Source organism: Thioalkalivibrio sp. ALJ7 (assembly GCF_000376865.1).
GTDB lineage: Bacteria > Pseudomonadota > Gammaproteobacteria > Ectothiorhodospirales > Ectothiorhodospiraceae > Thioalkalivibrio.
This window is the reverse complement of record NZ_AQXQ01000011.1, coordinates 405,830-418,383: the sequence shown is the minus strand read 5'-3', so window position 1 is coordinate 418,383 and position 12,554 is coordinate 405,830. Positions and strand designations below refer to the sequence as shown.

Genomic DNA, 12,554 nt, shown 5'->3' with positions numbered 1-12,554 from the left:
GGCGGCCGGGATCAGCCCTTGCGGTCAGGGTACAGGCGGGGCTCGCCTTCGGGGCGGGTGCGGAACAGCCGCATGGACCACAGGTACTGCGCCGGGGCCTGGCGCACGCCCTGCTCCACGGCCTCGTTCATGCGCCGGGCGTCGAGCTCGTCGTCGCCAGTCGGGTACCCCTCAATCGGAGGCCACAGGCGCATTACGTACTGATCCGCTGCCGCGTCATACCAGGCGAAGCTGGGCAGCACCACCGCCTTCGACATCCGCGCCAGGCGACCCAAGGCCGTCAGAGTGGCCTTCTGCACGCCGAAGAAATCGACGAATACCGCACCGTCCGCGCCCAGGTCTTCGTCCGGCAGGTAGTAGAAGAAACGACCGCGCTTGAGTTGGCGAATCGCCGGGCGCAACCCCTGGTCGCGGGCAAAGATATCGCCGGAATAGCGGGTGCGACTGCGATGGTTGATCCACTCCAGCACCGGGTTCTTCATCGGCTTGGCGAAGGAGACGCCATCGTACATCTGGCTCATGCGCACGCCACCGTAGTCCAGCGCCAGCGAATGCGGCGCCAGGATGATCACCGGCGCCCCCGTGGCCTGCAGACGCTCGTAGTGCTCCAGGCCTTCGATGCGGATGCGCGCCGCGTGCTGGCCCGGCTTGCCGAACCACAACAGGCCGTAGTCCAGCACCGTCTGCGCCTGATAACGGTAATAGGCTTCCAGCCGTTGCGCGCGTTCAGGGGCAGTCATCTCCGGAAAGCACAATTCCAGGTTGCGCTCGGCCACCGCGCGGCTACGTCCGGCAAAGCGCCGGATTAGCCGCGCCAGTCCGCGGGACAGGCCACGCACGGCCGGACGCGGGAGTTCCTGCAGCACCCAGGCCAGGCCCAGCATCAACCAGCTCCCCCAGTACCGGGGGGCGAAGTGCCGCGCGGTCAGGGGCGCCTGATAGGCCCCGGCATCCTCGCGGCGCGACGGTTCGGCTTCCGATGGGTTCATGCGCCCCCGGATCCCTGGTCGGGTCCACCCGCCGCCTGCTGCTTGCGCGCGCGCTTGGCGTAGACCTCCATCTCCTTCGCGGCCTGCAGGTCGCCCTTCTCGGTGGCCACGCGGATGCCGCGCTCGCAAGTGGAAAGCGCCGCGTCGGGACGCTCCAGCTCCACCAGCGTCTTGGCCAGCAGCTTCCAGGCCGCAGAATACCCACCGTCCAGCTCGAGGGCCCGTTCCAGGTGGGGCACGGCCGCCTCCAGCTGACCGTCCGTCGCCAGGGCGTTACCCAGCGAAAAGCGCAGCATGGCGGAGTCCTGTCCGCCATCAAGCATATTCTGGAAGCGTTCGATCATGTCGCTCATGGGGCACCTCCCGCGCCGCGTGCAAATCCGAGCATTCAGGCTAACGCCGCCAGAAGGCGGGCGACAGAAGCACCAGCACAGTAAAGATTTCCAGACGCCCCATCAGCATCGCGAACACCAGCACCCACTTGCTGAAATCATTGATTGAGGCGTAGTTCGCACCCACCTCGCCAAGGCCGGGGCCGAGGTTGTTCAGGGTGGCCGCGACCGCCGAGAACGAGGTGACCTGATCCAGACCGGTCACCATCAACAGCAGCATCATCACCACGAACACCATCACGTAGGCCGCGAGAAAGCCCCACACCGCCTGGACGACACGGTCCGGGGCCTCCTTGCCGTTCACCTTGACCGTGATGCGCGCGTGCGGGTGGATCAGGCGCTTGATCTCGCGCAGACCCTGTTTCGCCAGCAGCAAGACGCGCACCACCTTCATCCCGCCGCCAGTGGAGCCGGTACAGGCACCAATGAATGACAGGAAAATGAGCAGCACCGGCAGGAATCCGGGCCACAGGTAGAAACTGTCCGTCGAATATCCAGTGGTAGTCGCGATCGACACCACATGGAACAGACCCTTGCGCAGTGCCTCAGCCGTGTCACCGGCAAAGCCCGTCCAGAGCATGAAGGTCACCACGATCACACTGGCCCCGGCGAGCAACAGCAGGTAGGTGCGCAGTTCCTCGTCACGGCGATAGGGTGCGACCGTGTGACGGTGGATTACTAGAAAATGCAGGGCGAAGTTCATCCCCGCGATGATCATGAAGACGATCGCCACGGCCTCGATCATGGCGCTATCGAAATGACCAATACTGGCGTCGTAAGTCGAGAAACCGCCAATTGCCACAGTGGAGAAGGCGTGTGCAACGGCGTCGAAGGCGTCCATGCCCGCGGCCCAGTACGCCATGGCACAGGCCACCGTAAGCCCCAGGTAGATATACCAGAGATTGCGCGCGGTCTCGGCAATGCGCGGGGTCAGCTTGTTGTCGCGGATCGGCCCCGGGGTCTCGGCCTTGAACAGCTGCATGCCGCCCACGCCCAGCAGCGGGAGGATGGCCACCGCCAGCACGATGATTCCCATGCCCCCCATCCACTGCAGCTGCTGGCGATACCACAGTAGCGCCCGTGGCAGATCATCCAGTCCGGACAGCACTGTGGCCCCGGTCGTGGTCAGCCCGGACATCGACTCGAAGGTGGCATCGGTAAAGGAGATCTGCAGGCTGGGGTCGAGGAACAACGGGGTCGCCCCGGCAATCCCCAGTCCCAACCAGAACAGCACGACCAGGATGAACCCGTCGCGCGCCTGCAGTTCCTGGCGCATTCGGTATAGCGGCGCCCACAGCAACCCACCCATCAGGAGCAGAAGGGCAAACGCCTGCAGGAAGACAAACGCCGTGGACTCGCCGTAGAGGAAGCCAATCGCCGCCGGCGGCAGCATCGCCAGGCTGAACAGCGTCAGCAGGACACCCAGCAACCGGGCGGTGGAGGCAAGATGCAGCATTGCGCGCGGGCTAGAAGAACAGCGCCGTGGGCTGGAACAGGCGCTGGACCTGCTTCACCTTGCGCCGATCGGTTACGAACAGGATCACGTGATCCCCCGCATGGATCACCGTATCGTGGTGCGGAATGATCACCTCCTCCCCGCGCACGACCGCCCCCACGCTGGTCCCCTCGGGGAAGTCGATCTCGTCGATCGTGCGATCCACCACCTGCGAGGTGCGGGCATCGCCGTTAACCACCGTCTCGATCGCCTCGGCCGCCCCACGACGCAGGGCATGCACGGTGGCCGTGCCACCCTCGCGCACCCGCGCCAGCAGGGCGCTGATGGTGGCCTGCTGCGGAGAGATCGCGACGTCGATGGTTCCGCTTTGCAGCAGGTCCACGTAGCTCGGCCGATTGATCAGGGACATCACCTTGCGCACCCCCCAGCGCTTGGCCAGCATCCCGGCAAAGATATTCGCCTGATCGTCGTTGGTTACGGCACAGAACACGTCGCTGTGTTCGACGTTGATCGACTCCAGAAAGCGATCGTCGGCACTGTCGCCATGCAGCACCAGGACATTGCTTGGCAGGCTTCTCGCCAGATGATCGGCACGGTCGGAATCGCGCTCGATTACCTTGACGCGGTAGCGCTTGCTGAGGGTCTCGGCGAGGCGCTCGCCGATGTTGCCACCACCGGCGATCAGGATTCGCTTGTAGGGCTTCTCCAGCTTGCGCAGCTCCGAGGTGACCGCCCGGATATTTTTCTTCGCCGCGACAAAGAACACCTCGTCATCCGCCTCGATCACCGTATTGCCATCGGGTTGAATCGATCGGTCCTTGCGGAAGATCGCAGCCACCCGGGTGTGAATGCCCGGCATGTCGCTTTGCAGGTTCTTCAACTCGTGGCCGACCAGCGGGCCACCGTAATAGGCCCGCACCCCAACCAGGGAGACCCGGCCCTCGGCAAACTCCAACACCTGCAGCGAGCCGGGATGCTCGATCAGACGCTGGATATGACTGGTCACGATCGCCTCGGGCGAGATCAGCATATCCACCGGCATCGCGTCCTGGGCGAACAGCTCCGGGGTCTCGTGGTAATCGCGAGCCCGCACGCGGGCGATCTTGGTCTCGATATTGAACAGCGTGGAGGCCACCTGGCAGGCCACCATGTTGGTCTCGTCGGAGTTGGTCACCGCGATCAGCATCGACGCATCCTGTGCACCCGCCGCCCGCAGCACCCCCGGATGGGCCGCGAAGCCATGGACCGTCTTGATATCGAAACGGTCCTCCAGCTCGGCCAGCATCTCGGCCCGGTAATCGACCATGGTGATGTCGATCCCGTCGGCACTCAACGCCTCGGCCAGCGACTGGCCGACCTGCCCGGCCCCGAGAATGATGATGTGCTTCATGCGTCTCCCGTCCCGGAGCGGATTCAGCTATCGGATTTCACGCGCTTGGGATCGATCCCCAGCGCCTTGAACTTGCGGTACAGGTGGGTGCGCTCCAGCCCCACCCGTTCCGCCAGGCGCGTCATGTTGCCTTCGGAACGCTCCAGCTGCTGCTGCAGGTACTCGCGTTCGAACTGCTCGCGGGCCTCGCGCAGCGGCAGATCGGGGATTGCAACCACCCCTTCTCCGGCCTCCTCCGCGCGCTGTGGCTGGCCGGACAGGGTGCGTTCCACCTCGTCACGGGTAATCTCGTCACCCGAGCCCAGGATCATCAGGCGCTGTACCAGGTTGCGCAGCTCGCGCACGTTGCCCGGCCAGTGATACTGCTGCAACCGCTCCAGCGCCGAGCGCTGAAAGGCGCGCACCGGAAGCCCCTCCTGCTGGTGCAGGTGGCGCATGTGGCACTCCAGCAGCTCCGGGATGTCCTCGGGATGTTCGCGCAACGGCGGGACCGCCAGCGGGAGGACGTTCAGGCGATAGTACAAGTCCTCGCGGAAATGCCCTTGTTCCACCGCCTCGGCCAGGTCGTACTGGCTGGCCGCGATCACGCGCACATTCACACTGATCGGCTGATTCCCGCCGATACGGGTAATGCGCTGGGTGTCCAGGGCATGCAGCAGACGACCCTGGGTTTGCAGATCCATCTCGGCGACTTCGTCCAGGAATAGCACGCCCCCGGCCGCCTGTTCCAGCAGGCCGTAGCGCACATGCTCGCCCTGCTCGCTGCCAAACAATTCGGCGATCGCCTCGTCGCCTGACATGGACCCGACCGAGACCACGATGAACGGATTGTCGCGGCGCGCACTGCGCGCGTGCAGCAAGCGCGCGAAGGTCTGCTTGCCCACCCCCGGCTCGCCAGTGATCAGCACCCAGGTGTCGTGCTGCGCCATGCGCTGGACCTGGTCGCGCAGATTCACCATGGCCGCACTGTCGCCGACCGGATCGTGGACCGTACCGGCATGGCGCTTGAGACCCACGTTCTCGCGCTGCAGGCGCGCGGCCTCCAGGGCGTTGTTCAGGGTAATCAGCAGCTTGTTGATGGACAGCGGCTTCTCGATGAAATCGTAGGCCCCCAGGCGCGTGGCATCGACCGCAGTCTCAACGTTGCCATGACCGGAGATCATCACCACTGGGCAGGGCAGGCCTTCGTCGTCGCTCCACTCCTTCAAGAGCGAAATGCCATCACCATCCGGCATCCAGACATCCAGCAGGATCAGGTCTGGACGTCGACTGCGGCGCTGTGCCTTGGCCTCGGCCACGGAGCCGGCGAGCGCCACCTGATAGCCCTCGTCCTCCAGCACATCCTGCAGCAGCATGCGGATGTCCGGCTCGTCGTCGACCACGAGTATGTAGGCTTCGCTCATTCGGGCTCCTCATGAACCACCGGACCATGCTCGACCGGGATACGGATGCGGAACACCGCACCTCCTTGCCCCGATTCGGCATTATGGCACTCAATCATGCCGCCATGCTCTTCCACAATCTTCTGCGCCACGGCCAAACCGAGACCGGTTCCACGCGGCTTGTCGGTGGTGTAGGGCTCGAAGATGCGCCCCAGGAACTCCGGCTTGATGCCGGGGCCGGTGTCGGTCACCCGCATCTCGATATGCGGCCCGGCAGGATCGTCGAGGAACACCGTGGCGACGTGCACTTCCATGTCCTCGTGACCCTTGCCCGCCTCCAGGGCGTTCTTGATCAGATTGTGCAGCAACTGTCGCAAACGCCCGGCATCGCCGTGGATGCGCGGAAGCGAGGCATCCAGCGCGACATCCACACGCGAGTGACCATCCTGATCCAGGTAGAGCTCGCAGACATCGCGAATCAACTGATTCATATCCACAGAGGCACGCTCCAGCTGCGGCGCCTGGGCATAGTCGCGGAAGGCGTTGACCAGGGTCTTCATCGCCTCCACCTGCTGCACGATGGTGCCGGTGGCCCGGTCCAGCACTTCACGGTCCGCGCCCTCCAGCACCTTGCCCAGACGGCGCGAAAGGCGCTCGGCGGACAACTGGATCGGGGTCAGCGGGTTTTTGATCTCGTGCGCCAAACGCCGCGCGACCTCACCCCAGGCGGCATCACGCTGGGCCTTCAGGAATTCCGTCATGTCGTCGAACACGATCGCGTGCAGGCCGCGGCTGGAGCCCGAGGTTGGCAGCCACACCGCACGCGTCATCAACACCTTGCGCCCACTACGAGTGAACACCACCACCTGGCGCGACCACTCCGCTTCCTGGCGCACCAGGGCATCGCTGATCGCCTCGAAGAACTGCGCCACCAGCGGACACTCCTCGCCCAGCTCGGACATCACTCGGGTACGCGCCCCCTGGAGGTCGCACTCCAGGATCTCGCTGGCCGCGGCGTTCGCGGTACGCAAACGCAGGCTGCCATCCAATGCCAGCACGCCGGAGCGCAGGTGCTGCAGCACACTCTCCAGGTAGGCGCGTTCGGCATCCAGCAGGCGACGGTTGCGCTCGGCCTCGTCGCGGGCCTCGTTCAGCGTGCGGGTCATGGTGTTGAAGGACTGCACCAGAAAGCCCAGCTCGTCTGCGCGCTGCACCGCCAATCGGGTGCTGTAATCCCCTTGCGCGACCATGCGCGTGCCCTGCACCAGATCCGAGATCGGACGCACCATACGCCGCGCCACCAGCAGCCCGGCCCACAGGGCAGCCATCAAGGAAATCGCCAGCGCCAACGACAGGGTAAAGACGAAGCCCTGGATCATCGGACCGCGCAGATAGGCGAACTCGCGATAGTCGGCAAAGGCGTCTTGCACCCGCAGCGACAGCGCACTCATGCGCGGATCCACCGGGTAGATCCCCTGCAGGATGCGATTCTCGGAACCGGGACGGCGGCTACTGGTGGTCGCCACCACGCGAATAATCAGTGAGCCATCGGACTGCGGCTCCAACCGCGAATACGGTTGTTCCGGGCGCACCCGCATCAGGATGTCCGAGCCGGGCGGGCTCGGCAGCCGACGGATGGGGCTGTCGGTACTGGAGGCGATGATGCGATTGTTGGATCCGACCAGCGTCAGTTCCTGCGCCCCGACCTGGCGGCGATAGTCGTTCAACGCCAGTGGCACCAGGCCCTCGGAAAGCCCCTCGAGATCGCTCATCAATTCCTGGGTCTCGTTGGCCAGCTGGCGCACCCGCAGGTCCAGCGAGGAGCGCGACAGCTCGAGGGCATCCTCCAGGGCCGATTCCACCCGGACGTCGAACCAGGAATCGACACCCTCGTTCAGGAACTTGAAGGAGAAGTAGTAAACGACCGAGACCGGCAGCACCGCCACCAGCATGAACACCGCCACCAAGCGCAGCGTCAGTCGGCTACCTGGGACCCCGCGCCGATACTGGATCGCCATGCGCACGAGCTGGTAGACGATCAGCCCACTCAGCACCAGAAGCACCGCCACGTGGAAGACCAGAAGCCACAGGAACAACTGCTCGAAACGCGCCTGGTTCTGGGCCGCATCCCCCATCACCACCAGCGAAGTCAGCAGCAGCGCGAACAGGAGCCCGATGCCGAGGAGCCCCCATGGGAAGCCTCTCAGTCCAGCGGCCATCGCCACCACTCCTGTCGGGTTGTGAGGTCACCGCGCAGGCCGGCATCCAGTTGCAAAGGAAGCGGCAAGGCCGAATACACGAGCGTCAGATGGGCTGCTAGACCCAACTCCCCGGGGTTGTCCCGAGCAGATTCCGGGACGCCATCGAGGCGCAACCGCCCTAATCTGCGGGCCACCTGGTCCAGCGCATCGCCCAGCGTCGGTTGCAGATCCATGCGTTCGTCGGTCACCGCGGTTACCAGGTAATGCCGATTGAGGGCAAAGTATTGCAGCTTCACCCGTCGGGCCTCGGTTTTCAGGGTATCGCGACCCATACGACCACTGCGCTCCAGCCGCGCCTGAGTCTCGAATTCCAGCGTAACCCCATTGGCCAGGGCATCCTCCAGAACGGCCGGCAGGCGCATATCGATATCCAGACGCACCAGCACCGTGGTGTCGTCCAGCCACATGTGATTCGCGGTGCGGATCTCCACCGCCTGCGCCAACCCGGGCATGGCCAGCACCCCGAGCAGGCCAAACAGCACCGCGGCGGGCCACCGTCGAAAGGCAGCGCGTCCCGACATCAGAGGGCCTGCTTCTCCAGCAAGGCATAGTAGAAACCATCCCCACCCTCGAGCCCGAGCGGCAGCGACAGGCCAACCTCGCGAGGCCGCGCACCGGGGATGCCCGCGCCACGGTTCAGCGGCTGCGCGCATGCGTCCGGGGTCGCAGCGACGAACGGGGCTACCACCGCCTCGTTCTCCGCCGACAGCAAGGAACAGGTGGCATAGAGCAGCCGACCACCTGGCCGCAGCAGGCGCCAGGCACCCGCCAGCAGTCGGGCCTGTTCAGCGGCCAGGCGCGGAATATCGTCCGCGCGGCGCAGGGTCTTGATGTCGGGATGGCGCCGGATGACGCCGGTCGCCGAACAGGGCACGTCCAGTAGGATGGCGTCGAAGCCCTGACCATCCCACCAGGCGTCGGTCGCCTCCAGATCCGCCGCCACCAGATGGGCATTCAATCCCAGCCGTTCGAGGTTCTCACGCACCTGCTCCAGACGGGCAGGGTCGTTATCCAGTGCGGTCAGATCCAGGTCACCACCTGCGTGCTCCAGCAAATGCCCGGTCTTGCCGCCGGGGGCCGCACAGGCATCCAGCACGCGTTCGCCGGACTGCGGATCCAGCAAGACCCCCGCCCACTGCGCCGAGGCGTCCTGCACCGACATTCGCCCGTCGAAGAATCCGGGCAAGCCCCCGACATCGACCGGGTTCTCCAGGGTCAGCGCACTGGCAAGCGCCGGATGCGGTCGAGCCGGGGCCCCTGCAGCGGCCAGGGCCTCCAGGGCCGCTTCTCGGCTGCCCCGATGCAGGTTCACGCGCAGGGTCATCGGGGCCGGCTGGGTCGAGGCCTCCAGTAGCGCCTCCCAGTCCTCGGGCCAGGCCTCCCGGATCGCCTCCAGCAGCCATTCGGGAACGGCGTAGCGCAGCCCCGGTTCCGCGGCAATGCGGGTGGCCAATGCGTCCTGCTCGCGCAGCGCGCGGCGCAGTACGGCGTTGATCAGCCCTACTGCGCCCGGGCGATGGATCTCCCGCGCCAGCTCGGCCGTCTCGCGCACCGCGGCATGATCCCGGGTGCCAAAATGCAGCACCTCGGCCAGGCCCTGCGCCAGCAGCACCCCGATCACTGCATCCTTGCGCCGCAGGGGCCGATCAAGAAAACCCACAACCAGGCCTTCCAGCTGCGGGTACCAGCGCAGGGTCGTGTAGGCCAGGGCCTGCACCCAGGCGGCATCGCGTGCCTCCAGGCCGTCGGTCGCCAAGTCGACGGCCTGGGTCAGCGACTGTCCCTGCAAGACCACGCGCTCGACCGCTTCCAGCGCTCGCTGGCGCGGAGAACGCGAATCCACCCGCGAGGGCACCACACGCTTTGGCTTGCCCGCCATCACTGCACCCCCGTCAGGATCTGCCCCGAGAGTTCCGCATTGCGGGCCCAGTCCGCCGCGGATACTGGGCGGCGCCCTGGCAGTTGGACCGTCTGCAGCCGCAATACGCCCTCTCCGGTGGCCACATCGACCCCGTCGGGTCCGGCCGAGAGCACGGTTCCCGGGGCGGCATCGGCCGCACCGGCCAGCGGGGTCGCAGCATGCACACGCACGACCTGCCCGTCCCACTCGGTCTGAGCGATGGGCCAGGGATTGAACGCGCGCACCTGACAGTCCAGGGCCGTGGCCGGCTGCGACCAGTCGAGCCAGGCCTCCCGCTTTTCCAGTTTGTGCGCGTAGGTGGCCTGCGCACCCTCCTGCGGCCAGGCGGCGGACTCGCCCATGGCAATCATCGGGAGCTGCTCAACCAGCAGTTCCGCCCCTTCGCGGGCGAGGACGTCGTGCAGGCTTCCGGTGGTAGTCTCGGGCGTAATCGGGACCGAGCGACAGGCGTGTACGGGACCGGTGTCCAGCCCAGGGGCCATCTGCATCAGGCACACCCCGGTCTCGGAATCGCCCGCGAGAATGGCGCGATGGATCGGCGCCGCACCACGCCAGCGCGGCAGCATCGACGCATGGATATTCAGGCCGCCCAAGGGCGGGATCGCGAGCACGGCGCGCGGCAGGATCAGCCCATAAGCGGCCACGATCAGGATGTCCGGCCGCCAGGCGGCGAGCTCGGCCTGCGCCTCGGCGGACTTGAGGCTCTCCGGCTGCACGACCGGCAACCCTGCGGCCTCGGCGACCTGCTTGACCGGACTCGGGCGCAGCTTGCGCCCGCGCCCGGCCGGGCGGTCTGGCTGGGTATACACCGCAACCGGGGCCTGGCCCTTCGCAATCAGGGCCTCCAGCGCCGGGACCGCAAATTCGGGCGTCCCGGCATAAACGATGCGCAGGGACTCGACGTCCGTGTCCGCCACCCCCATCAGACCGCGGGGGCCGCGGCCTTGTCACCGGACCCCGTGCGGGCGCCCTGCTTCTCCAGCTTCTTGCGGATACGGTTGCGCTTCAGACTGGACAAGTAATCGACGAACAGCTTGCCGTCCAGGTGATCGATCTCGTGCTGGATACACACCGCCAGCAGACCGTCGATCTCCATCTCGAAGGGCTCTCCATCTCGCCCCAGCGCACGCACGCGGATTCGGTCGGCGCGCTGCACCTTCTCGTAGAACCCGGGTACCGACAGGCAGCCCTCGTCCATCTCCTCCTCGCCGGAGGTGTCCAGGATTTCCGGGTTGATCAAGGCATGCGGCTCGCTCTGATCCTCGGAGACATCTGCCACCAAAACACGCTTCTGCACGTTGATCTGGGTGGCCGCCAGGCCAATGCCTGGCGCCGCGTACATGGTCTCCAACATGTCGTCTACCAGAGTGCGGATTTCGTCATCCACCTCGGCAACGGGCTCCGCCTTCAGGCGCAGCCGGGGATCGGGGAAGTGCAGGATTTCACGCTTGGCCATGAAAAAACCTCAAACTTTGTACTGTACAGACGCCGCGATTCTGCTAACGTTGGACCGCAATATCCGCGGAATTGCGTCATCCGATTGGGGGCCGGGCCACAGGAAGGCTCGGGGAGCGCGCGGACCTGACAGGGGACACCACAATGTACAAGACCAGGGCCACCACGACCTTCGTACTGCCGGGCATTTTGTTCAGTGTAACGCTGTTGCTGAGCGCCTGCGCGGCCACGCCGGATAACGGCGGCGCCGAATCGGACGCTACCGACGCGGGCGAAACCCGCTCTGAGCCGCGCGAATCGCGCAACGCGATGGACGCGCCCGATACCTCGGAAGCGGAACCCGAAATCCGTGAGTCCGCACCCGAACGCTACGTGGTCAAGGAAGGCGACACGCTGTGGGACATCTCCGCGATGTTCCTGCAGGATCCCTGGTACTGGCCGGAAATCTGGATGGTGAATCCAGAGATCGAGAACCCCCACCTGATCTATCCGGGCGACGTACTCAGCATCTACTACGTGGACGGCCAGCCCCGCATCACAGTCGACGGCGGGCCGCGCGTGCGCCCGACCCAGCGCCTGTCACCAGAGGCGCGCGTCGTGGAACGCGACGAAGACGTCTCACCCATCTCCACCCTGCAGTCGTTTATGTTCCGCCCGCAGGTGCTGGACGAGGAGACCCTCGAGAACGCCCCGTACATCCTCGCCTCGCAGGACGAACGCGTGATCTTTGGCCCGGGTGACCGCGTCTACGTGCGCAATGCCGAGGACACCGAACGCTACGATCTCTACCACATCGTTCGCCACGACGGCGCCCTGACGGACCCGGATACCGGCGAAGACTTGGGGGTTGCCACCCTGCCGGTGGGCGAGGCCGAGATTGTCGAACCCGGCAACGTGGCCCGCGCCGACATCCGCAAGGGCGAGCGCGAGGCGATCCGTGGCGACCGTCTGGTGCCCTTCGCCGAAGAGCAGGACATGCTGTTCGACATTGGCCGCCCGCCCGCCGGGACCGAGGGCACGATCATCTCGCTGTTCGACGCCATCAGCCAGATCGGGCAGCTGCAGGCCGCCATCATCAACCGCGGCGAACGTGACGGCATCGAGAACGGTCAGGTCTTCACGGCCTTCACCGCGGGCCGCGAGGTGCGTGACCCAATCAGCAGCCGCGCCAACGAGGTGGTCACCCTTCCGGAAGAGGAAGTTGGCACGGTGATGGTGTTCCAGACCTTCGAGAAGGTTTCCTACGTCCTGGTCACCGAGGCTGAACGCACCCTGCGCGAGGGCGACAAGGTTCGCACTCCCTGATCG

General features: G+C 65.7%; 11 protein-coding genes. 1 reads left to right on the top strand and 10 read right to left on the bottom strand.

The annotated features are described in order from the left end of the window. Positions 1-11: 11 nt before the first annotated feature. Genes D002_RS0108245 through def form a run of 10 tightly spaced genes read right to left on the bottom strand, consistent with a single transcriptional unit; the run spans position 12 to position 11,247 of the window. Positions 12-989 (bottom strand): lipid A biosynthesis acyltransferase, encoded by a 978-nt coding sequence (locus D002_RS0108245; RefSeq protein WP_018141445.1) that lies wholly within the window; start codon positions 987-989, stop codon positions 12-14. Continuing rightward, positions 986-1,342, bottom strand: coding sequence for a tetratricopeptide repeat protein (locus D002_RS0108240; RefSeq protein WP_018141444.1), 357 nt, complete (start codon positions 1,340-1,342; stop codon positions 986-988). Before D002_RS0108240 ends, D002_RS0108245 begins: the two co-directional genes overlap by 4 nt. 40 nt (positions 1,343-1,382) lie before the next feature. Continuing rightward, complete coding sequence (locus tag D002_RS0108235) at positions 1,383-2,837, bottom strand: TrkH family potassium uptake protein (RefSeq protein ID WP_018141443.1); 1,455 nt, start codon at positions 2,835-2,837, stop codon at positions 1,383-1,385. Positions 2,838-2,847: 10 nt separating this feature from the next. After that, on the bottom strand, positions 2,848-4,227 hold the full coding sequence (gene trkA, locus D002_RS0108230) for a Trk system potassium transporter TrkA (protein ID WP_018141442.1): 1,380 nt from the start codon (positions 4,225-4,227) through the stop codon (positions 2,848-2,850). A gap of 23 nt (positions 4,228-4,250) precedes the next feature. Next, on the bottom strand, positions 4,251-5,630 hold the full coding sequence (locus tag D002_RS0108225) for a sigma-54 dependent transcriptional regulator (protein WP_018141441.1): 1,380 nt from the start codon (positions 5,628-5,630) through the stop codon (positions 4,251-4,253). Beyond that, positions 5,627-7,828 (bottom strand): ATP-binding protein, encoded by a 2,202-nt coding sequence (locus tag D002_RS0108220; protein WP_018141440.1) that lies wholly within the window; start codon positions 7,826-7,828, stop codon positions 5,627-5,629. Before D002_RS0108220 ends, D002_RS0108225 begins: the two co-directional genes overlap by 4 nt. Continuing rightward, positions 7,813-8,391 carry a DUF4390 domain-containing protein gene (locus D002_RS0108215; RefSeq protein ID WP_018141439.1) on the bottom strand — a complete coding sequence of 193 codons (579 nt, stop codon included), beginning with the start codon at positions 8,389-8,391 and terminating at the stop codon, positions 7,813-7,815. Before D002_RS0108215 ends, D002_RS0108220 begins: the two co-directional genes overlap by 16 nt. Then, the gene (rsmB, locus tag D002_RS0108210; protein WP_018141438.1) at positions 8,391-9,749 is read right to left on the bottom strand and encodes a 16S rRNA (cytosine(967)-C(5))-methyltransferase RsmB; all 1,359 of its coding nucleotides are present in this window, start codon (positions 9,747-9,749) and stop codon (positions 8,391-8,393) included. Before rsmB ends, D002_RS0108215 begins: the two co-directional genes overlap by 1 nt. After that, positions 9,749-10,714, bottom strand: a complete 966-nt coding sequence (gene fmt / locus D002_RS0108205; protein ID WP_018141437.1) for a methionyl-tRNA formyltransferase — start codon at positions 10,712-10,714, stop codon at positions 9,749-9,751. The genes rsmB and fmt overlap by 1 nt, the downstream gene beginning before the upstream one ends. After that, complete coding sequence (gene def / locus D002_RS0108200) at positions 10,714-11,247, bottom strand: peptide deformylase (protein ID WP_018141436.1); 534 nt, start codon at positions 11,245-11,247, stop codon at positions 10,714-10,716. Before def ends, fmt begins: the two co-directional genes overlap by 1 nt. 143 nt (positions 11,248-11,390) lie before the next feature. On the opposite strand from def, the gene D002_RS0108195 reads away from it, so the two are divergent. Then, a complete protein-coding gene (locus D002_RS0108195) occupies positions 11,391-12,551 on the top strand; it encodes a LysM peptidoglycan-binding domain-containing protein (protein ID WP_018141435.1) in 1,161 nt (386 codons plus the stop codon). Positions 12,552-12,554 lie beyond the last annotated feature (3 nt).